The organism is Nocardia xishanensis NBRC 101358 (genome assembly GCF_001613365.1).
Classification (GTDB): Bacteria; Actinomycetota; Actinomycetes; order Mycobacteriales; family Mycobacteriaceae; genus Nocardia; species Nocardia xishanensis.
In genome coordinates, this window is record NZ_BDCF01000017.1 from 112728 (window position 1) to 133463 (window position 20736).

16 protein-coding genes, 1 tRNA gene and 1 pseudogene are annotated in these 20736 nt (G+C 67.3%); 13 read left to right on the forward strand and 5 right to left on the reverse strand.

Translation table 11 applies throughout. The features are described 5' to 3' along the window. Positions 1 to 11: 11 nt before the first annotated feature. Positions 12 to 1301 (forward strand): tyrosine-type recombinase/integrase, encoded by a 1290-nt coding sequence (locus tag NX1_RS16505; RefSeq protein WP_068059461.1) that lies wholly within the window; start codon positions 12 to 14, stop codon positions 1299 to 1301. A gap of 178 nt (positions 1302 to 1479) precedes the next feature. Here NX1_RS16505 and NX1_RS16510 read toward each other — a convergent pair whose 3' ends face one another. Both NX1_RS16510 and NX1_RS16515 read right to left on the reverse strand, forming a co-directional pair. Next, complete coding sequence (locus NX1_RS16510; RefSeq protein WP_068059464.1) at positions 1480 to 2100, reverse strand: arsenate reductase/protein-tyrosine-phosphatase family protein; 621 nt, start codon at positions 2098 to 2100, stop codon at positions 1480 to 1482. A gap of 227 nt (positions 2101 to 2327) precedes the next feature. Continuing rightward, on the reverse strand, positions 2328 to 2840 hold the full coding sequence (locus tag NX1_RS16515) for a monooxygenase family protein (protein WP_068059467.1): 513 nt from the start codon (positions 2838 to 2840) through the stop codon (positions 2328 to 2330). Between the two features lie 986 nt (positions 2841 to 3826). Here NX1_RS16515 and NX1_RS16520 point away from each other — a divergent pair. Then, positions 3827 to 4699, forward strand: coding sequence for a tyrosine-type recombinase/integrase (locus NX1_RS16520; protein ID WP_245668528.1), 873 nt, complete (start codon positions 3827 to 3829; stop codon positions 4697 to 4699). 42 nt (positions 4700 to 4741) lie between these two features. On the opposite strand, the gene NX1_RS16525 is transcribed toward NX1_RS16520, so the two are convergent. Beyond that, a tRNA-Leu gene (locus NX1_RS16525) sits at positions 4742 to 4828 on the reverse strand. 223 nt (positions 4829 to 5051) lie between these two features. Here NX1_RS16525 and NX1_RS16530 point away from each other — a divergent pair. From NX1_RS16530 to polA, 9 genes and pseudogenes are all read left to right on the forward strand, one after another. Then, on the forward strand, positions 5052 to 5672 hold the full coding sequence (locus NX1_RS16530) for an ANTAR domain-containing response regulator (protein ID WP_067846705.1): 621 nt from the start codon (positions 5052 to 5054) through the stop codon (positions 5670 to 5672). A 360-nt stretch (positions 5673 to 6032) separates the two neighbouring features. Further along, positions 6033 to 7109 carry a branched-chain amino acid ABC transporter substrate-binding protein gene (locus NX1_RS16535; RefSeq protein WP_245668533.1) on the forward strand — a complete coding sequence of 359 codons (1077 nt, stop codon included), beginning with the start codon at positions 6033 to 6035 and terminating at the stop codon, positions 7107 to 7109. An 84-nt stretch (positions 7110 to 7193) separates the two neighbouring features. After that, positions 7194 to 8231, forward strand: a complete 1038-nt coding sequence (locus NX1_RS16540) for a branched-chain amino acid ABC transporter permease (protein ID WP_068059473.1) — start codon at positions 7194 to 7196, stop codon at positions 8229 to 8231. Beyond that, positions 8228 to 9631: a branched-chain amino acid ABC transporter permease gene (locus NX1_RS16545; RefSeq protein WP_068059477.1), complete on the forward strand. Its 1404-nt coding sequence runs from the start codon at positions 8228 to 8230 to the stop codon at positions 9629 to 9631. Before NX1_RS16540 ends, NX1_RS16545 begins: the two co-directional genes overlap by 4 nt. Then, positions 9628 to 10578, forward strand: a pseudogene (locus NX1_RS38015) (ABC transporter ATP-binding protein); the annotation flags it as partial. The gene NX1_RS16545 and the pseudogene NX1_RS38015, both read left to right, overlap by 4 nt. 234 nt (positions 10579 to 10812) lie before the next feature. Continuing rightward, a complete protein-coding gene (locus NX1_RS38020; RefSeq protein WP_245668534.1) occupies positions 10813 to 11508 on the forward strand; it encodes an ABC transporter ATP-binding protein in 696 nt (231 codons plus the stop codon). A gap of 327 nt (positions 11509 to 11835) precedes the next feature. After that, positions 11836 to 13506 carry a DUF885 domain-containing protein gene (locus NX1_RS16555; protein WP_068059481.1) on the forward strand — a complete coding sequence of 557 codons (1671 nt, stop codon included), beginning with the start codon at positions 11836 to 11838 and terminating at the stop codon, positions 13504 to 13506. Between the two features lie 99 nt (positions 13507 to 13605). Continuing rightward, positions 13606 to 14583: a neutral zinc metallopeptidase gene (locus NX1_RS16560; protein WP_169812245.1), complete on the forward strand. Its 978-nt coding sequence runs from the start codon at positions 13606 to 13608 to the stop codon at positions 14581 to 14583. Between the two features lie 103 nt (positions 14584 to 14686). Beyond that, entirely contained in the window at positions 14687 to 17413 is a 2727-nt protein-coding gene (gene polA / locus NX1_RS16565) for a DNA polymerase I (RefSeq protein WP_068059486.1), read from the forward strand. A gap of 79 nt (positions 17414 to 17492) precedes the next feature. Here the strand turns inward: polA and NX1_RS16570 are convergent, their stop codons facing one another. After that, a complete protein-coding gene (locus NX1_RS16570) occupies positions 17493 to 18092 on the reverse strand; it encodes a TetR/AcrR family transcriptional regulator (protein WP_068059489.1) in 600 nt (199 codons plus the stop codon). A 65-nt stretch (positions 18093 to 18157) separates the two neighbouring features. Between NX1_RS16570 and NX1_RS16575 the strand changes: the two genes are divergently transcribed. Then, positions 18158 to 19465 carry a YhgE/Pip domain-containing protein gene (locus NX1_RS16575; protein WP_068059492.1) on the forward strand — a complete coding sequence of 436 codons (1308 nt, stop codon included), beginning with the start codon at positions 18158 to 18160 and terminating at the stop codon, positions 19463 to 19465. A gap of 168 nt (positions 19466 to 19633) precedes the next feature. Here the strand turns inward: NX1_RS16575 and NX1_RS16580 are convergent, their stop codons facing one another. Next, a complete protein-coding gene (locus NX1_RS16580; RefSeq protein WP_068059495.1) occupies positions 19634 to 19948 on the reverse strand; it encodes a DUF6191 domain-containing protein in 315 nt (104 codons plus the stop codon). A gap of 340 nt (positions 19949 to 20288) precedes the next feature. Between NX1_RS16580 and NX1_RS16585 the strand changes: the two genes are divergently transcribed. Continuing rightward, complete coding sequence (locus NX1_RS16585) at positions 20289 to 20714, forward strand: 2-isopropylmalate synthase (protein ID WP_245668529.1); 426 nt, start codon at positions 20289 to 20291, stop codon at positions 20712 to 20714. The last annotated feature ends 22 nt before the right edge of the window (positions 20715 to 20736 follow it).

Consider the following 20736-nt stretch of genomic DNA (forward strand, 5'->3'; position numbering starts at 1 on the left):
ATGAGGAAGTCATGGCGCAGGAATCGTTAGAACCGGGGGCTTTGCCGCCCGCCACCCAACTCAATCCCGTCAAAGGCGCTGACGGGGTGTGGCGTCTGACTCGGGTCAGGCACCGCACCTTCAGCGGCACCTACGTGCGTACCAGCGGATCCGGTCGCACTCGGAAGGAGTGCTTGGCGGACTGGAACGCGCGGTTCGAGAAGAACCGGCAGAAGTCCAGTAGCCGCGCCGCCCGTGACACCGCGCGTGAGTTCGAGCACTCGGACAAGATGTCGAAAGCCCTGGATGCCTGGTATCGCCGTGAGGTGAAGCGGTACGAAGCGGGGAAGATCCGCGAGCAGTCGTTGCACAACTATCGCCGTTGGATCTATGAGGCTGAGGAGCGGGGGCGCCGCGGCTCGGTGAAGTTGATGAAGGAGTTGGGGCATCTGACGATTCGGGAGGTGGGGAAGCCGAAGTTCCTCGCCGACTACTTCGAGGATGTCACCGAGATTGGGCCGTCGATCGCGGCTGGGCACTACATGATCTTGACTGCGGTGTTCAACATGTTGACGGTCGCGGGGTTGTTCGATGTGTCGCCGATGCATCCGGTGCCCGCCTTGGATGCGGGTGGCGGTAAACAGCGCGCGTTGACGTCGGCGGAGCGGGATACGTTTCTCGATCTGCTGGAGGAGCGGTCTACCGCCGAGTGGCTGAAGCCGTTCTGGCTGACGTTGCTGGGCACGGGGATTCGGCCGGGGGAGGCGATGGCGTTGCGGTGGTGCGATTTGGCGCACCTGGACAGCGACGATGAGGCTGTGGTGATGCACGTGTGTGGGGCGATCGTGACCCGTAAGGGTGGTCGGGTGCGGCAGCCTCGCCGGAAGCGTGGCGAGAACTATCACGTCCTGTTGCCGGAGTGGCTGGCGGAGGTGTTGTGGGCGTGGCGTGACTGGGTGGGGCCGCGTGATGTCCAGGAGCCGTTGTTCCAGGGGGCGCGGGGTGGATGGCTGTCGACGCCGACGATGTCGCGCGCTTTGGGGGTGGTGAAGGCCGGGACGGAGTTGGAGTGGTTCACGTTCGGCAACTGCCGGGACACGGTGGCGACGCATGTGACGGGGAAGACACGCGATCCTAAGCGTGCTAGTGCCCAGTTGGGGCATTCGGCGGGGTCGTCGACGGCGTTGAAGTATTACATCGACCGGGAGGGGTATCAGTATCCGGCGGTGGACAACGAGGCGGTGTTGGAGTCGCTGGCGCCGTCCAAGCTGACACTAAAGTTGGAATCTGGGGGGTTGGAGCCGGACTGGTTCAGGGTTTGACCTGCGCAGACAGGGGTCAATGAAGCGAAACATCCGAAATTCGTTTCGGCATGTCTGATTCCTGTCGTGTGTCGAACCATCAACGGCGAATGCTGTCCGCGGGGAGTTTAATGCCTCGGTGGGCATGGGCGACATAGCTCGCAGCGATTTGTCCGGCGCGTCCCGGTCGCGTGGCGGGTCACCGGATGCGGTGTGCCGCCAGGAATGCCGAGAGCGGCGCGGGCGCGGCGCCCGGTTGCAGCACCAGCCCGGCGCGTTCGTCGTCCTCGGGGCGGGTCTGTTGGTGCGGCGCCAGCGTCAGCATCAGCGGCACCACCGCCTCGGCGATGCGGTCGCCGACCTCGCAGTAGGCGACCTCGGACAGGCCGACCGGGTCGGCGATGTTCTCCCGGCCGACGAGGGAGAGATCGTTGCGCGCCAAGTGCAAGTCGGCGACCGTGCGCGCGCCGGTGACCTTGGCGATCCGATGCGCTTCCAGCAGGGTGAAGGTGCGCGAGGCGGCGCCGAAGGCCATGTCGGCGGCCTGGTCCCTGATCTGTTCGGTCATGGCGAGCACGAGGTCGGCCCGGTCGATCAGTTCCGGCTTCAGTTTGCGCGCACGGAAGCCGTCGGGATCCGCGCCGAGCCCGGAAATCGTTTGCGCGGTGAGCGGTTCGATGGGGAAGCCGACGAGCGCTCTGGTACCCGCGCTTTCGGCGGTGAGACCGGTGAGGTTGTGTTCGACGGCGAGCGCGCGGGTGAGCCGCTCGGCGATCACCGAACGGCACACATTGCCGTTGCAGACGAACAGGACGTGCATGGCATCACGGTAATTCGGCCCGTGGCGGACCAGAAGTCGGCCGTCACGGAATCACAGGTGCGCAGACACATATTCATCTGGCTGTCGCGCGCCGTACACAAAGCTCACCCGGGTATTCAGGCGGATTCTCGATGCACGTCACGATCGAGCGCCGGGCTTATCGGTGAAGTTACCCAGATGTTTCCAGCTTCAATCATCGATTTGCCGCCGTCTGCTTGTGTGGCCGCTCACTCGTATTCGTCTCGGTAATAACTGTTTTCGGCTACCACGGGCGCGACTTCGGGGTTTTCGCCGTGCACCCGTCCCCGGGTGGAGAACATCGGGCCGCGCGAGGCGATCACCGGCGCGAAACGGGCCATCCCCGTGGCGGGCGCCATGTCGTCGTACATGGCGTCGATGCCGCCGCGTGCGAAGTACGCCTCGTGCCAGAAGCCCGTCCCGCCGGAGTCCTTCAGGAATTTCGCCCACCAGTCCCGGTGCGGCTCCGACCGCGTCCACCGCTCCAGGCTGTCCAGATCGCGCCAGTACTGCCTGGCGCCCCAGTGCGGCGGAAAGAGCCCCCACACCACGTCCTCGTGCAGCAGCAGACCATCCGGCCGGTCTCGATGCGAGCGGTAGAGCTTCGGTCCCAGCCCGAGCAGTCGCAGCATGCCCCGCGGCCGACGCACCCGCATCCCGAGGTAAATGACCACCAGATCCGGATAACCGGAAAGATCGACGGTCGTCCTGTTCACCCGCATACAGAAACCTCCGCAACGGCGCGCACGATTGCATCCACCTACGACTACGTGCGAGCCCGACCCGCGGTTCATCAAGCCAGGAGTGTGGGGCCGCCATGATCGCGAGCGCCGAACAGTCCCACCGATGGCCGGTGCGCAGTGGCCGCCGTGTCGATGGATTACAGGAGATCGTTGGCACGCAGGCGCCACGCTTCGCGGGCGTCGTTCCCCCTTACTGGCTGCCGAGCCAGTGCCGACGCCAAGCTCGGCAACCAAGTGTCGACGCCATAGTGCACCCCGCTATCCCTGCGAGAACCCTCGCAGCACAACAGGTTCGACATTCGAACTCTCGAATGCCAATCGGTGGGCTTCCTGCGCCTGGTTCTATTCCGATGACGAGGACTACTACGACGAGTGATTTTGTGGGGCACGGCATCTGCCGCCTCCGATGGCCAAGCCGATTCGTGCTCGGGAATTCCGTTCAGCACTTCTGGCGGGGCACTCGTCGGGCCGCGTCAACGCCTCGGAGTCGATGCTGTGGGAGCTGGTAGGAGTCCCGCTCGCCTGCTTTCCGCGCCCTGCGCTGCCGCGGGCGCTCTTGACACCGAACTCTGGCAACTCGGAGTGCACGGTCGTTTCCCAGCCTCAGACGACAAGCCCGCCAAGCGCCGCACTCGGTCGACCCGGCGCGGCCAGGATGTGCCGGACCTGCCGCGGCTCGAGGTCGCTCGCACCACCATTGGACGGGAATACGCTGGCCGATTCCAGCCCTCGATGTTCGTCACCCTCACCTGCCCTCCTATGGACAGGTCCACTCGCGGTGGTGGGCGCCCGTGGGTTACGGGCCGGTGAGCTTCAAGCTTGGCGCGCGGCACCGGGTGTGGCGCAAGTCAGTGGTGTTGGCTTGGATCCCCGAGCTCGTGGGGTGGACCCGGACCGTAGCGGGGTGCGTTTCGAGGTCGTGGATGAGAAGTGGTTCTCGACAAAGAAATTCGCAAACCGAAACGGTGGCTGGCTACCGGTCGCCGGTCGACACGATTATGTTGCCTCGCTGGGGCTCGGTGCCGCTGCGCGAAATCGAGTTCGAGGACATTCAGGAATGGATCGTGAGCCTCTCGGAATCGGGAAGTTCACGGTTTGTCGGGCGCGGGCTGTCGGCGTCGCGAACGATCCAGTCTTACCAGGTGCTCAGCCAAATTCTGAGGTTCGCAATCAAGGCGAAGCGGCTGGCGGCGAATCCGGCCGACGACGTGGATCTCCCCACAGTGATGTCGGGAGCACGGCGATACGTGACGCACGTGGAAGTGATGCAGCTCGCTATGGCCTCGGGGCGGTTCCGGCCGCTGGTGTTCACATTGGCGTACACGGGAATTCGGTTCGGCGAAGCGATCGCATTGCGCACGGCGGACGTGGATTTGGTCCGCAACCGGATCCCCATCAATCGTTCGGCTACTGGGGTCACGGGCAAGGGCATCGTTGAGATTGACACGAAGAACCACACCACACGCGCTGTGCCGGCGCCGGGGATTCTGGCCAAGAATCTGGTCCACATCCTGGGTGGTCGGCGGCCGGGCGCGCTGGTGTTCCCGAGCCACAAGGGCGGCCACCTGACCTCCACGGAGTTCCGGTGGGTGTTCAACCAGGCGGCGAAAGACGTCGGTCTCGACGGCGTCGTTCCGCACGGTCTCCGGCATACCGCGGCGTCGCTGGCGATCAGTGCGGGGGCGAACATCAAGGTCGTCCAGCGGATGCTCGGCCACAAGACAGCGACGCTGACCCTGGACCTGTACGGACACCTGTTCCCGGACGATCTGGACACGGTCGCGGCTGGAATGGATGCTGGAGCTCGGGCAGCTGCGGACTATCTGCGGACTGCGTGAAGTGATGAAGAAGGACGCGACCAACAAGACCGCGTCCTACCTTGGTGCCGAGTGTGGGACTCGAACCCACACGTCCTTTCGGACAACGGTTTTTGAGACCGTCGCGTCTGCCAGTTCCGCCAACCCGGCGCACCGGGTGTGAACTATAGCGGGTCGGTGTGGCTTTCCGCGAATGGGTTGCCATGTACGCCACAGTTTCGTCTTTACGCAGGGTATATGCGTTGTCGGCTGAACTGAAAGGTACTCTTTACATCACTCGACAGCGTGCAGGGGTGGGCGAGGCCAGGATGGTGTTGGCCTCGGCCTGTTCCTGCGTGTCGGGACAGGCATCGGAACCAGAGGGGTCTTACCTATGAGCAATACTGCAGCAGGGGGCGCCGGCACGAAGAAGGACGCCGGGGCGAAGCGGGTCGTCGTTGCCGAGGACGAGGCGCTCATCCGGATGGATCTGGTCGAGATGCTGACCGAAGAGGGCTATCAGGTGGTCGGCGAGGCGGGGGACGGGCAGCAGGCGGTGGATCTCGCGGTGGAGCACCGGCCGGATCTGGTGATCATGGATGTGAAGATGCCGCGCCGTGACGGCATCGACGCGGCCGCCGAGATCGCGTCGAAACGTGTTGCGCCGGTGGTGATTCTGACCGCGTTCAGCCAGCGCGACCTGGTGGAGCGGGCACGCGACGCCGGCGCGATGGCGTATCTGGTGAAGCCGTTCACGAAGTCGGACCTGGTGCCCGCGATCGAGTTGGCGGCAAGCCGTTTCCACGAGATCACCGCGCTGGAGAGCGAGGTCGCGAACCTGGCCGATCGGCTGGAGACGCGCAAGCTGGTCGAGCGGGCCAAGGGCGTGCTGATGCAGACCCAGGGTCTGTCCGAGCCGCAGGCTTTCAAGTGGATTCAGCGGACCGCGATGGATCGCCGGACTACCATGAAGGCCGTTGCCGAGGTGGTGCTGGAGAACCTGGCGCCGAAGTGATGCGCCACCCCTCGGGCCGGTGTCGGCTGGAAAGATTTACGCACCGGAAACACGATCGCCAAAAAGAATTCGACACGAAGTCATCCGCATGATGCGAATGTGATGCGGATCTAACGTGCCGACGCTATGTTCTGACCGGGCTGACGTGGTCGGCCTCCTCGGATTGCCCCGGGGGAGCACAGGACGTAGAGGTGAGACGTGCTTAGTTCGACATGGCGCAGTCGTTCGACGCGTGGCGTATTGGTGATCGGCGCTGCCGCGGCGCTCGCGTTGACCGGATGCAGCGACAAATCCACCGACAGCGGCTCGGGCGCGACCGGGACCGGTTCGGGAGGCCTGTCCATCCAGCCGGTCATGCAGGTGGATACCGCGGGTAAGGAAGTGCCGAAGACGGATCCCGCGAAGGCGGCCGATCCGGCGGGTGACGGCAAGGCGACCTGTGCTCCCGGTACCGCCATCGCCATGGCGGGCGCCCTCACCGGCCCCGACGCCGCGCTCGGCATCAACATCGTCAACGGGGTGAAGCTGGCGCTGGATCAGCACAACAAGGCGAATCCGGGCTGCAAGATCGAGCTGAAGCAGTTCGACACCGAGGGCGATCCGCAGAAGGCGACCCAGGTGATCCCGCAGATCGTCAACGATCGGTCGATCATCGGCCTGGTGGGCCCGGCGTTCTCCGGTGAGACCAAGGCGACCGGCCAGATCCTGAGCGACGCCGGCCTGGTGGCGGTGACGTCGTCGGCGACCAACGCGACGCTGACCCAGAACGGCTGGACCACCTTCTTCCGCGGCCTCGCCAACGACGATGTGCAGGGTCCTTCGGTGGCGAAGTACCTGGTGGGCACCGCGAACTACAAGAAGGTGTGCGTGGTGCAGGACAACACCGATTACGGTGTCGGCCTGGCCAAGAGCGTCACCGAGGGCCTCGGCGCGGCCGCCGATCCGGCGTGCGCGGCCAGCATCAAGAAGGGTGACAAGGACTTCTCGGCCACCGTCACCAAGATCGCGGCGGCGGCGCCGGACGCGGTCTTCTTCTCGGGTTACTACGCCGAGGGCGCGCCGCTGGCTCAGCAGCTGAAGTCCGGTGGCGTGAAGGCCGTGTTCGTCGGCCCGGACGGCGTCAACGACCCGCAGTTCATCTCGCAGGCAGGCAGTGCGGCCAAGGGCGCGAACCTCACCTGCCCCTGTGGCCCGGCTCCCGAGAAGTTCGCCAAGGATTACGAGGCGCTCAACGGTCAGGCTCCCGGCGTGTACTCGGTGGAGGCCTACGACCTGACCACGATCCTGGCGAAGGGCATCGACGGCGGCAAGGTCACCCGCCCCGATCTGCTCGGGTTCGTGCGCTCCTACGACGGGCCCGGTCTGGCCCGCACCTACAAGTGGAGCCCGAACGGCGAATTGGCCAACGCGCAGATCTGGATCTACGAAGTCAAGTAAGACCGCGAATCCAGCACGTACGGGGTGCCCGTAACGCCCCGTACGTGCTGTTTCATGAGGGGCTCGGGTGAGGGCGATATTCGAATGACAGCATCAGTACTGGCCGGCGTGGCATACCTCGCCGACGGCTCGATCGACTTCAACTATCAAGGAGTGATCGATCAATTCTGGCGACTGACCGTCGACGGAGTTACCTACGGTTCCATCTACGCCTTGGTAGCGGTGGGCTACACCCTGGTCTACGGCGTGCTTCGGCTCATCAATTTCGCCCATTCGGAAATATTCATGCTGGGCATGTTCGGCCAGTTGATCGGACTGATGCTGTTCGGTTTCACCGCGAGCCCCGATGTCTACAACCAGGGTGTGCTGCTGACGATCGTCTACATCGGTTTGGCGATGGTGGTCGGCATGCTGGTGTCCGGCGGTGCGGCGGTCGGGTTGGAGCGCGTCGCCTATCGCCCGCTGCGCAAGCGCGGGGCCAAACCGCTGGCCTTCCTGATCACCGCGATCGGAATGTCGTTCGTGATCCAGGAGTTCGTGCACTTCATCCTGCCGAAGATCAATCCGGATCTCGGCGGCACCAATGCCCAGCAGCCGGTTCAGCTCGTCGAGCCGACGGTGCAGTTCAGCTTCGGCGGCGCCGACGTCACCAACATCGCCATCCTGATCGTGGTGGCCGCGGTGGTGCTCGCGATCGCCACCGAAATGCTCATCAACAGAACGAAATTCGGCCGCGGCATCCGCGCCGTGGCGCAGGACCCTGACACCGCGACGCTGATGGGCGTCTCCCGGGAGCGGGTCATCATGCTGACCTTCCTCATCGGCGGCGTCCTCGCGGGCGCTGCCGCGACGTTGTACGCGATCAAGATCCCGCCCGCGATCATCTACTCGGGTGGCTTCATCCTCGGCATCAAGGCGTTCAGCGCCGCGGTGCTCGGCGGCATCGGCAATCTGCGCGGCGCGCTGTTGGGCGGTCTGATCCTCGGAATCGTGGAGCAGTACGGGCAGATCCTGTTCGGTAGCCAATGGCGCGACGTGGTCGCGTTCGTCGTGCTGGTCGTGGTGTTGATGGTCCGGCCGACCGGCATCCTCGGTGAAAGTCTCGGGAGGGCCCGCGCATGACCGACCTGACCAAGACGGCGCCGAGACAAGGCGTCGGCGACGCGCTCCGCACCTGGTGGGAGGGATTGTCGCGGCCCGCGCAGTGGGCCGCCGGCGTGCCCGCGATCATCGCGCTCGCGCTGCTTCCGCTCTTCCCGCCGCCGCTTCTCGACACCCCCGCCTACAACTTCGGCCTCGTGATGGCCGAGTTCGCCATGTTCGCGCTGATCGCGATCGGCCTGAATGTCGTTGTCGGACAGGCGGGTTTGCTCGACCTCGGCTACGTCGGCTTCTACGCCATCGGCGCATACACGGTGGGCCTGCTGACCAGTCCGAACAGTCCGTGGAACCAGACCGACGGCGGCTGGCTCGACCCGGAGTGGGCGTGGCTGGCGTGTCTGCCGATCGCGGTCGCGGTGACCGCGATGTCGGGTCTGATCCTCGGCTCGCCGACGCTGCGGCTGCGCGGGGACTACCTGGCGATCGTGACCCTCGGCTTCGGTGAGATCGTGCGCCTGCTCGCCGACAACCTGCACGAGCTGACCAACGGCAGCCTGGGGCTGTCTGGGGTGGCGTACCCGCACGTCGGCGAGTCGGCGGAGAAGCCGAACGGCGTGTTCTCCGCGGGCAACACCGGCGATCCGGACAGCGCCAACCTGCTCGACCGGGCCAGCTACGGCACCTACTGGTTCTGGCTCGGTATGGCGCTCGTCATCGTCGTGCTGCTGATCGTCGGAAACCTGGAGCGCAGCCGAGTCGGCCGCGCCTGGGTGGCCATCAGGGAGGACGAGGACGCCGCCGAGATCATGGGCGTGCCGACGTTCAAGTTCAAGCTGTGGGCGTTCCTGATCGGCGCCGCGGTCGGCGGGCTGTCCGGCGCGATGTACGCGGGCCAGGTGCAGTTCATCAACCCGGCCGGGTTCAACATCATCAACTCGATGCTGTTCCTCTGCGCGGTGGTGATCGGCGGCCAGGGCAACAAGCTCGGGGTGATCTTCGGCGCGTTCATCATCGCCTACCTGCCCAAGCGGTTGACCTCGGTGCAGCTGGTGGACAACGAGTCGACCGGTTACGTGCTGCTGTTCATCGATGTGGCGCTGTTCGTCGGCCTGCTGGTGTTCTGGCGGTACAAGGGCCGCGAGTTCGGGGTCTGGCCGCGCCGCGGGTTGATCACCGGCATGGTGTTCACCGGCATCATGGCGGCGCTGCTGCTCGGCAGCGTGCTGTTGTTCCGCAAGGGCGGCGCCCAGTCGCTCGGCGACCTCAAGTACCTGTATTTCGGAATCGCGTTGGTGGTGATGATGATTCTGCGGCCGCAGGGTCTGTTCCCGGTCCGGCAGAAGCTGCTCACCTACGGCAGGCAGGTCTACCAGGCCGTGCGCAGACCCACGGTGGGCGAGCCGATCGGAGCGGCGAAATGACCGGGCCAGGCGCGGGCGACGCGCTGTTCGACAACGAGGACATGGCGGCCGGCTACGTCGCGCCGCCGGAGGCGAGAAGCGCGGGCGAGGTCGACGTCACCGCGGTGATTCCGGAACTCGGCGACAAGGAGATCGTCGCCGAAGTGGTCGCGCCGCACCGAGACATCGAGACCGCGGTCGGTGCGCCGCTGCTGAAGACCGAGGACCTGACGGTCAAGTTCGGCGGTCTCACCGCGCTGGACAAGGTGAGCTTCGAGATCCGCCGCGGCGAGATCCTCGGGCTCATCGGCCCCAACGGCGCGGGCAAGACCACCTGCTTCAACGCGATCACCGGCGTGTACAAGCCTGCGTCCGGTCTGGTGTATTTCGACGGCAAGCCGCTCACCAAGACCAAGCGCAACGCCATCACCCGGCTCGGTATCGCACGCACCTTCCAGAACGTGCGGCTCTTCGGCGAGATGACCGCGCTGGAGAATGTGGTGGTCGGCACCGACGCAAGGCACAAGACCTCGGTGCCGGGCGCGGTGTTCCGCAGTCCGCGGCACCGCCGCGAGGAGCGCGACGCCATCGAGCGCGGGATGGCGCTGCTCGAGTTCGTCGGTATCGCGCCGCGCGCGGTGGAGAAGGCGCGCAATCTCTCCTACGGCGACCAGCGCAGGCTGGAGATCGCGCGCGCGTTGGCCACCGAGCCGAAGCTGCTGTGCCTGGACGAGCCCGCGGCGGGCTTCAATCCCAGCGAGAAGTCGGCGCTGATGGATCTGATCCGCAAGATCCGTGACGACGGGTTCACCGTGCTGCTGATCGAGCACGACATGCGGCTGGTCATGGGCGTGACCGATCGCATCGTGGTGCTGGAGTTCGGCCGCAAGATCGCCGACGGGCTGCCCGGCGAGATCCGTGACGACCCCTCGGTCATCGCGGCCTACCTCGGCGTGCCGGACGCCGAGGCGGAATCCGGGTCCGCGTCGTCGGCGGGCGAGAGTGCGTCCGGCACGAGCGAGCCCGAGGGGGAAGGCGAATCCGATTCCGGCGCAACGGAATCCGCGGAAGAACCGATCGGGAAGCCGCCGACCGGCGGACCGGTGGTGAGCGAGCGGAAGGAGCCCGAGCCGGGAGAGCGGCCTGCCGCGCCGCCGGAGCGTGACTTCAGCGACGCGCCCCCGCTGCTCGAGGTCGACGACATGGTCGTCAACTACGGCAGGATCCAAGCGCTGCACGGCGTCTCGCTGCGGGTCGCGGAGGGCGAGCTGGTCACCTTGCTCGGCGCGAACGGCGCCGGCAAGACCACGACCATGCGCGCGCTCTCGGGACTGTTGCCGCTGACGCGCGGGCGGATCAAGTTCGAGGGCCGCGACATCACCACGATGAAGGCGCACGAACGAGTGGTCGGCGGGCTGATCCAAGCGCCGGAGGGCCGGGGTGTCTTCCCCGGCATGACGGTGCAGGAGAACCTCGACATGGGTTGCTACGGGCGCACTTTCGCGCAGAAGGCCGAGTATCAGCGGACTCTGGACTGGGTGTTCGAGCTGTTTCCCCGGCTGCTGGAGCGGCGCAAACAGGTCGGCGGCACGCTCTCCGGCGGCGAGCAGCAGATGCTGGCCATCGGCCGCTCACTGATGGCGCGACCGCGTCTGCTGCTGCTGGACGAACCGTCCATGGGCTTGGCGCCCATGGTGATTCAGCAGATCTTCCGGATCATCGGCGAGATCAACCGGCAGGGCACCACGGTGCTGCTCGTGGAGCAGAACGCCCAGCAGGCGCTGGCCCGCAGCGACCGCGCCTACATCCTGGAGACCGGCGGCGTCACCAAGACCGGAAGCGGCAGTCAGCTGCTGACCGATCCCGCGGTCAAGTCGGCCTACCTCGGAGTCGGATAAGGCGCATTGACGGCGACGGCGCCCGCGGTTCTCCGAGGGTGCCGTCCCACACTCAGCTGGTCGGCCCGCCGCCGACCAGCCGGCTCGCGACCATGGCCAACTGGTACGGCTCCTTCGCACTCCGAACTCCGGCGGAACTCGTCCAGGCGGCCCGCACATCCACGCACTCCCAGCCCCGAGGGCGGGCCAGACGAGCCGTTCGCGGCCGTCTCGCTTCCGAGCGATCGAAGCCCACGCGACGAAGTCGCGAATCTCGATCGCTCGGAAGCGAGACATAAGAGGCCGCGAACCCCGCGCGCGCCAGCGCGCCGAAGATACAGTGCTGGTATGGACGAGGAGCTGCTCGCGCTGGCCGACCGGTACTGGGACGAGACGTTGGCGGCGGCGCCGAGCCTGGCGACGCTGCTGGGTGACCACCGTTTCGACGATCGCATCGAGGATCTCTCGCTCGACGCCGAGCGGCATCGGCTCGACTCCTTGCGTGATCTGCTCGGCCGGGTCGACGCGCTCGACCCGGCCCGGCTCTCGTCGGCCGACCGGGTGACCCGCAGCCTGTTGCGCGCGGAATTGGCCACAGCGGTGGATCATCTGGCGTGGCGGCCGTTGGAGATGGCCTCCGACCAGATGGACGGCGTGCACGCGGCGTTGCTCACCACCGCGCCGCAAATCAATGCGCCGCAACCGGAGCACGCGCGTGCGCTGCTGCGGCGGCACGAACAGCTCGGCGACATGCTGAGCCAGGCGGTGGACCGTTTCCGCGACGGTCTGGCCGCGGGCCGGGCGCCCGCCAGGATCACCATCGGGCGCTCGCTCAATCAGCTGGACGGCTACCTGGCCTCTGATCCGGCGAGCGATCCGTTCGTCACCTTCGCCGGACCGCCGGACTGGGACGGCGAGGCGGAGTGGCGGGCCGATCTGGCGCGCGTCGCCGGTGACGTGATCCGGCCCGCGTTCCGGCGGTACCGCGACGCGCTGGCCGACGAGCTGCTGCCCGCGGCCAGGCCCGACGAGCGCAGCGGTCTGTGCTGGCTCGGCGACGACGGCGCCGAGATCTACCGCAGCCTGCTGCGCCACCACACCACGCTGCCCGATCTGGGCGCGGAGGAGATCCACGAGCTCGGGCTCTCCGAATTGGCTTTGCTGCGTGAGGAATACGCGCGGGTCGGCACACGGCTGTGGGGCACGTCGGATCTCGCGGAGATCTTCGGCAAACTGCGCGACGATCCCGACCTGTGCTACCGCGACGGCGAGCAGATCATGGTCGACGCCAAACACTGCCTGGACGCCGCGACCGCCGAGATGGGGAACTGGTTCGGCAGGCTGCCCCGCCAGTCCTGCGACATCGTGCCGGTGCCGGACTTCCTGGCCGCAGACGCCCCGACGGCGTATTACTTCCCGCCCGCCGCGGACGGCTCCCGCCCTGGAACGTATTTCGTCAACCAGCACGAGCCGCAGGGGCGCGGGCGCTTCGAGACCGCCGCGGTGGCCTATCACGAGGCGATCCCCGGACATCACTTGCAGCTCACCATCGCCAACGAGCTCGAGCACCTGCCGCGCTTCCAGCGGCAGTCCTTCGCCAACACCGCGTTCGTGGAGGGCTGGGCGCTCTACACCGAGCGGCTCGCCGACGAGATGGGTTTGTACGCGGACGATCTCGACCGGCTCGGCATGCTGGCGGGCGATTCGTGGCGCTCCTGCCGCCTGGTGGTGGACACCGGCATACACGCGAAGGGCTGGAGCAGGCAGCAGGCCATCGACTTCATGGTGGCCAACGCTCCCGTCGGACTGACCGAGATCACCGTCGAGATCGATCGCTACATCGCGATTCCCGGTCAGGCGGTGTCCTACAAGGTGGGCCAGCTGGAGATCAGGAAGCAGCGGGCGCTGGCCGCCGAGCGTTTGGGAGAGCGCTTCGACATCAAGGCTTTTCACGATGTGGTGCTCGGCTCGGGCTCGGTGAGCCTGCCGGTGCTCAGGGAGTTGGCCGGCACGTTGTGATGGCTCGGCGCGGAACACTCGAGTTGCGAGTGGCCGCCGCCTCGGGTTCCATGAGGGAGCGTTGACGAAGCACGGTCAGGGGGGACGATGAACCGGCTCTTGGCAACTCGAATCCGAAAACGGATCCTGATCGCGCTGCTCTGCGGTGCGGTGGTGTTCGGCGCGGCGGCGAGTATCGCCGCGGTGAGCAACTCGCCTGCGGACGCCGGTGCGCTGCGGACCGGGAAATCGCTGGTCTCGACCGGCCCGGGTTTCGCGGGATCGGTCGGCGACGAGACGAATCCGGCGCGCGACGCCGCTCCGCCCATCGCGCCTGCGCCGCTGGCCGGACTGCCGCTGGCTGGCTCGCCGAACGCCTCGGCGACTCGCCCGGTGTACGCGCTGACGGACCATCCGCTGTTCGCCCAGCACGTCGGGCTCGGACGGGTCGACTGCGAACTGCCCGAATGGCAGAGCGAGCCCGAGGCCGCGCGGGTGTTCTACCGCGCGGCGGTCCGCTGCCTCGACGCGGCGTGGGAGCCGACGCTGCGCGGCGCCGGACTGCCGTTCCGCTCGCCGCGGCTGGACGCGCCGGCCGCCGCCGACGCGGCGCGCAGCGCCTGTCCGCAGGACGGGCGGCCCGCGTCCTACTGCGATACCGACGAGACGATCGTCATCCCGTACGACGCCGCGCGACCCGCCACCGCGCATTCGCGCCGCGGCGCGCAGCTGGCGCTGCTCGCCCACGAGTACGGCCACCACATCCAGCAGGTGGTCGGCGTCCTGCGCGCCTACACCGACCGGCGCGCCGAAGCGGGCTGGCAGACCGCGGCGGGCCAGGAACTGAGCAGGCGGCTCGAGCTGCAGGCCGGGTGCTTCGCGGGCATGTTCTTCGGCATCAACCACGGTCGCGGCGATATCGATCAGCGGACCTGGGACGAGGCCGCCGACCGGGCGCGCGCCGCAGGGGACCGGCCAGGCGCGCCTCGGCTGCGCGGCGCGGGTCACAACGCGTGGGGCTGGTGGAAGTGGGGCTCCGACAAGGGCGACACCTGGGAGTGCAACACCTGGTACGCCGATCAGGAGAACGTCGAATAGGTCCGAGCCGGTAGGGCCTCGTCGCAACCGCCGCGCGCCGGCGCGGTGTGCGTCCCGGTGTCGGCGTATCGGCTTGTCGGTCCCGGTCCCTAGACTCTGGGGCGTGAGCTCACCCACGACTGCCTCGCGTCCCACCGCCGCCGCCTCCGGCGACCAGCCGACACTGCTGTTGCTGGACGGGCATTCGCTCGCCTATCGCGCCTTCTTCGCGCTACCCGCGGAGAACTTCAAGACGGTGACGGGGCAGACCACCAACGCGGTGTACGGGTTCACCGCGATGCTCATCAACCTGTTGCGCGACGAGAAGCCGAGCCACATCGCCGCGGCCTTCGACGTGTCACGCAAGACCTTCCGCACCGAGGCGTATCCGGAGTACAAGGCCAATCGCAGTCAGACGCCTGACGAGTTCCGCGGCCAGGTGGAGCTCACCAAGGACGTGCTCGGCGCGCTCGGCATCCCGGTGATGGCGATCGATGGCTTCGAGGCCGACGACGTGATCGCCACGGTCACCACCCAGGCGCAGGCCGAGGGCTTCCGCGTCCTCATCGTCACCGGTGACCGCGACTCGATCCAGCTGGTGAACGACGAGGTCACCGTGCTGTATCCGCGCAAGGGCGTCTCCGACCTGACCCGGTTCACCCCGGACGAGGTGATGGCGAAATACGGCCTCACCCCGAACCAGTACCCGGACTACGCGGCGCTGCGCGGCGATCCGAGCGACAACCTGCCCGGCATCCCCGGCGTGGGAGAGAAGACCGCCGCCAAGTGGATTCGCGAATACGGCGACCTGGCCACCCTGGTGGAGAAGGTCGACCAAGTGAAGGGAAAGGTGGGCGACGCGCTGCGCGCCAACCTCAGTAGCGTGGTACTCAACCGGCAGCTCACCGAGATGGTCAAGGACGTGCCGCTGCCCTACACCCCCGACCAGCTGGCACAGGCGCCGTGGGACCGGGAGAAGATCCACCAGCTCTTCGACGACCTCGAATTCCGGGTGCTGCGCGACCGGCTGTTCGACACCTTGGCCCCGCCGGAGCCGGAGGCGGAGTCCGGTTTCGAGATCTCCGGCGGCGCGCTCGCCGTCGGCGCGGTCGGCGAGTGGCTCGCCGAGCACGCGAAAGCCGGTGTACGGCACGGTGTTTCGGTGGTCGGCACGGGAACGCCCGGCAACGGCGACGTGAAGGCGATCGCGATCGCGGCCGCCGATGGCGAGAGCGGCTACATCGATGTCACCGTGCTGGCCCCGGAGGACGAGGCGGCGCTGGGCGCCTGGTTCGCCGATGCCGCGGTGTTCAAGGCGCTGCACGAGGCCAAGTCGGCCGGGCACGCGCTGCGCGGACGCGGGTGGACCCTGGCCGGGCTGACCAGCGACACCGCGCTCGCGGCGTACCTGGTCCGGCCCGGCCAGCGCAGCTTCAACCTCGACGACCTCTCGCTGCGCTATCTGCACCGCGAGCTGCGCGCGGAGACCGACGTGACGCCGCAGCTCTCGCTGCTGGACGACGAGGACACCGTCGACGCCGAACTGGCGCAGGCCGAGATGCTGCGCGCCCGCGCGGTGCTCGACCTGGCCGCCGCGCTCGACCAGGAGCTCGAGCAGATCGAGTCCACCGCGCTGCTCACCGATATGGAACTGCCGCTGCTCGGCGTGCTCTCCACCTTGGAGGACGCGGGCATCGCCGTCGACGTCGAGCAGCTGGAGACGCTGCAGCGCCGGTTCGCCGACAAGGTGAGTGAGGCGGCCGAGGCGGCCTACGGCGTGATCGGCAAGCAGATCAACCTCGGTTCGCCCAAACAGCTGCAGGTGGTGCTGTTCGACGAGCTCGACATGCCCAAGACCAAACGCACCAAGACCGGCTACACCACCGACGCCGACGCGCTGGAATCGCTGTTCGAGAAGACCCAGCACCCGTTCCTCGAGCACCTGCTCGCGCACCGCGACGCCACCCGGCTGAAGGTGACGGTCGACGGGCTGCTCAAGTCCGTCGCCGACGACGGGCGCATCCACACCACGTTCAATCAGACCATCGCGGCCACCGGACGCCTCTCGTCGACCGAGCCGAACCTGCAGAACATCCCCATTCGCACCGACACCGGACGCCAGATCCGCGACACCTTCGTTGTCGGCTCCGGCTACGCGGAGCTGATGACCGCCGACTACAGCCAGATCGAGATGCGAATCATGGCGCACCTGTCCGGCGACGAGGGGCTGATCGAGGCGTTCAACTCCGGGGAAGATCTGCACAGCTTCGTCGCGTCCAAGGCGTTCGACATCCCCATCTCCGAGGTGAGCCCGGAACTACGCAGGCGCATCAAGGCCATGTCGTACGGCCTCGCCTACGGCCTGAGTTCCTACGGCCTCTCGGCGCAGCTGAAGATCAGCACCACCGAGGCGAAGGAGCAGATGGATATCTACTTCGCCCGCTTCGGCCGCATCCGCGATTACCTGTACGAGGTCGTCGAGCAGGCGCGCAAGGTCGGCTACACCGAGACGCTCTTCGGCCGCCGTCGATACCTGCCCGACCTGGATTCCAGCAATAGGCAGCGCCGCGAGGCCGCCGAGCGGATGGCGCTCAACGCGCCCATCCAGGGCACCGCCGCCGACATCATCAAGGTCGCGATGATCAACGTGCACAGGGCGATTCGCGAGGCGGGCCTGCGCTCGCGGATGCTGCTGCAGATCCACGACGAGCTCGTCTTCGAGGTTGCCGAGGGCGAGCGGGAGGCGTTGGAGCGGCTGGCTTGCGAGCAGATGTCCGCCGCGATCGAGCTCTCCGTGCCGCTGGACGTTTCGGTCGGCACCGGGCGCAGCTGGGATTCCGCCGCGCACTGATCGCCGGCCCCGAATATCTCCCGCACGCCGCACAGAGGCGCCGACCGTGTGAATTGTGTGGGAAGCCGGGTTCGACAGGTCAGCGGCGTGGGCGCAGTCCGTCCAGCATGTGACTGATCATCTCGTCCAGTAGTTCGTCGGCGGCTTCGGCGGCGATCACGCCGGAGCCGACGAAGGTGGCCAAGCCCTGCAGGATGGCGACGGCCGAGAGGGCGATGCGCCGGGGTTCGCCCGCGATCACCTCGCCGCGCGCCTGCGCGTCCGCGATGAGCGCGACCGGCGCCGCGAAGGCCCGGTCCACCGCCTCGGACATCGCGTCGCTCGCGGCGGGGCTGTGCCTGCGGGCGAACATCAGCGCCAGCAGGGCCGAGTTCTCGGTGGCGAAGCGCAGATAGGTCCGCGCCATGTCGCGGATATGACCGCCGACCGAGTCACAGGCCGCTGACTGCTCCAGCGCGGCGCCCAGCTGCTGGAACCCGGACACGGCGAGGGCGTCGAGCAGTGCCTGCTTGTCCTTGAAATGCCTGGTCGGCGCCGCGTGGCTGACGCCGACATCGCGCGCCAATTGCCGCAGCGACAGGCCGTCGACACCGGACTCCCGCAGCGTGGTCTCGGCGCGCTGCAGCAGCTCGGCGCGCAGGTCGCCGTGATGGTAGGCGCGGGTTCGGGTTCTCGGCATGGTGTATGCAGGATAACAAAATGTAGGCATTGACTACTTTGTAGGCACTGCCTACATTTTCCCGTATGACGGTTCGGACCTTCACCGCCCCGATCGCCGTGCTGATGGTGTTCGCGGCGCTGCTCGCCACCATGTACCTCGGCTACGCAAGCAATACCGAGAAGAACCTGCACGACTTTCCCGTCGCGCTGGTCAACCAGGACGTCGGCGACACCCTCGGCGGCAAGCCCGCCAACGTCGGCGCTCAGGTCACCGACGCGCTGGCGGCCGGAATCCCTTCGGAGTCAGTGGATCTGCGCGTCCTCGGCATCGCAGAGGCGCGCAACCAGCTGCAGAACGGCGAGGTGTACGGCGCCATCGTGATCCCCTCCGACTTCACCAAGCGCCTCGCCATCCTCGGCGCGGGCGCGGTGGTGCCCGGCGAGATCGAACGGCCGGTCATCACCGTACAGACCAATCCGCGCATCGGGCCCTACACCACCGGCATCATGCAACGCATCGCCGACCGCGCGCTGACGCGGGTGAACGAGACCGTCGGCAAGAACCTCACCGATCAGGTGCACGCCGCGCTCGCGAACGGCACTCCGGTCGAGATGAGCGGCGCAGCAAAGCTTTTGCTGACCGACCCGGTGCAGGTCGTCACCGCTCCCTACCGGCCGATGGACGACGGCGCGGGCCAGGGTCTCGTCGCCTTCTTCTACACGCTGATCCTGCTGCTCGCCGGATTCACCGGAGCCATGATGATCCACACGCTCATCGATTCGGTGCTCGGCTTCACACCCACCGAGTACGGCCCCTGGTTCGTGCAGCCGCCCGCCACGGGCGTCTCGCGCCTGCGCACCCTGCTCATCAAATGGGGCGTCTTCGCCACCGCGGCGCCCATCCTGTCGGCGATGTTCCTCGGCGTCGCAACGGCATTGGGCATCCCGCTCGGCAACGGACCGCTGCTGTGGCTGTACGGCACGCTGGCCATCATCGCCGTCGGCGTCACCGCGCTCGCGGTGCTCGCCACCTTCGGCACCGCGGGCCTGCTGGTGAACCTGATCCTGTTCGTGGTGCTCGGCCTGCCCTCGTCGGCCGCGACAGTCCCGCTGGAGGCCACGCCCTCCTACATCTCGCATCTGGCGGCCTTCGAACCGATGCACCAGATCTATCTGGCCGTGCGCGCCATCCTCTTCTTCGACGCCCGCACCTCCGCCGGCCTCGGCCATGGCCTCTGGATGACCCTGCTCGGCCTGGCCATCGGCGTGGTCCTCGGCGTCGTCGCCACCCACCTCTACGACCGTCGCGGACTGCACCGCGCCGCCGCGTCGGACCCGGCGCCGGTCACTGCGGATCGGGCGCCGGTCGCGATCCCCGTCGCGGCGAGCTGAGACCGAGGCACCGAGCGAGCGGCCGCGGACCCCGACCATCGGGGCCGCGGCCGTCGCGTGTAGCCGGGGCTAAATATGCTGTGCCACTGGCAAATTGGGGGCGTCGACGGCAGCGTCGCTGGAAGGTGTTCCCGCGGGGCGGGATCGGCTGCGTGGGGGAGCGTACGGTCAGTGCGACGGTGTCCGGCGGACCAGCCGCGCCGCGCCGGAGGTCAGGTCGACCTCGTCACGCGGCGGTGCGCCGTCCGACTTCGTCTCCCGATGCATCAGGGTGGTCTGGCGCTGTTCGAACTCGTAGTGCTTGGAGCCTTGGAAGGCCGCGGTCACCTCTTCGAATCCGGTGGCCGCGACCGGGTGGCCGGAGCGGCGTTTGGTCCACGGCAGAAAACGACTGCCGGTGAGGCGGTTCCAGAGGACCTCGGCGAAGGCGAGGAAGATGAGCAGGAGGGCGAGCCCGGGGATCGTCATGGCGAGGAGACCCATGCCACAACGCTACCGGTCCCGAGTGCGGTGTGAGCTGCGGCGATGATACCCACGAGTAGGCGAGACATGGGTGCGAAAAGGTTGCTATCCGGCTTCGGAATGCCTATCCTCGATGCCGTGCCGAATCCCGCCGACCGCCACAGCGCAGCGCTCAGTGTCGCAGACCGCGACCGCGTTGTGCTAATTCCGCTTACCGCGGTGGCGGCGCAGGCGCGACTTCTCGTAGTAACCCGCCGTAGCGGGGTCTGATTCGGACCGGCCCCCTCGCTGCGGGCTTTTGATGTTGACGCTGGTCCCCTCCGCCGACATTCAAATCGGGAAGACCTACCTCACAATGACCATGCTCACTTTTGATACTCAGACATTCATCGCCGCCGCGCCCAAGGGGCTGCGGGCGGAAGCCGCCGGCATGAGCCCGGCGGAGTTCTACGACCACTACTGCGGGGTCACCGGCCCGGTCCGGCTCAGCGAGTTCGCCGCCGGTCACAGCAACGCCGAGCGCAGCGCGACCCTCGAGTTCCCCGACCACCTGCGCACGGTGGCCACCACCGGCAGCCCGGTCGCGGCCCTCACCTCGGCCCTCTACGACGAGGGCTACCCGGTGGAGATTCTCCAGTTCCACCAGCGCCGCACCGCCGGCGGCACCGCGACCTTCGTCCGGTGCGAGCTCGACGGCAAGCGCGGATGGGGCGCGGCGTTCGCCGACGACGGCGCCGAATCCACCGTTCGCGCAATGATTTCCGGGATCAACCTGCTCGGTTCCTGAGCCGCGCGGCTCCTGAAACGAA

Coding starts and splice junctions, on each gene's coding strand:
- NX1_RS16505 (WP_068059461.1), top strand. CDS start 12: ATGGCGCAGGAATCGTTAGAACCGGGGGCTTTGCCGCCCGCCACCCAA.
- NX1_RS16510 (WP_068059464.1), bottom strand. CDS start 2,100: ATGCACGTCCTGTTCGTCTGCAACGGCAATGTGTGCCGTTCGGTGATC.
- NX1_RS16515 (WP_068059467.1), bottom strand. CDS start 2,840: ATGCGGGTGAACAGGACGACCGTCGATCTTTCCGGTTATCCGGATCTG.
- NX1_RS16530 (WP_067846705.1), top strand. CDS start 5,052: ATGAGCAATACTGCAGCAGGGGGCGCCGGCACGAAGAAGGACGCCGGG.
- NX1_RS16540 (WP_068059473.1), top strand. CDS start 7,194: ATGACAGCATCAGTACTGGCCGGCGTGGCATACCTCGCCGACGGCTCG.
- NX1_RS16545 (WP_068059477.1), top strand. CDS start 8,228: ATGACCGACCTGACCAAGACGGCGCCGAGACAAGGCGTCGGCGACGCG.
- NX1_RS38020 (WP_245668534.1), top strand. CDS start 10,813: ATGGTCGTCAACTACGGCAGGATCCAAGCGCTGCACGGCGTCTCGCTG.
- NX1_RS16555 (WP_068059481.1), top strand. CDS start 11,836: ATGGACGAGGAGCTGCTCGCGCTGGCCGACCGGTACTGGGACGAGACG.
- NX1_RS16570 (WP_068059489.1), bottom strand. CDS start 18,092: ATGCCGAGAACCCGAACCCGCGCCTACCATCACGGCGACCTGCGCGCC.
- NX1_RS16575 (WP_068059492.1), top strand. CDS start 18,158: ATGACGGTTCGGACCTTCACCGCCCCGATCGCCGTGCTGATGGTGTTC.
- NX1_RS16580 (WP_068059495.1), bottom strand. CDS start 19,948: ATGGGTCTCCTCGCCATGACGATCCCCGGGCTCGCCCTCCTGCTCATC.
- NX1_RS16585 (WP_245668529.1), top strand. CDS start 20,289: ATGCTCACTTTTGATACTCAGACATTCATCGCCGCCGCGCCCAAGGGG.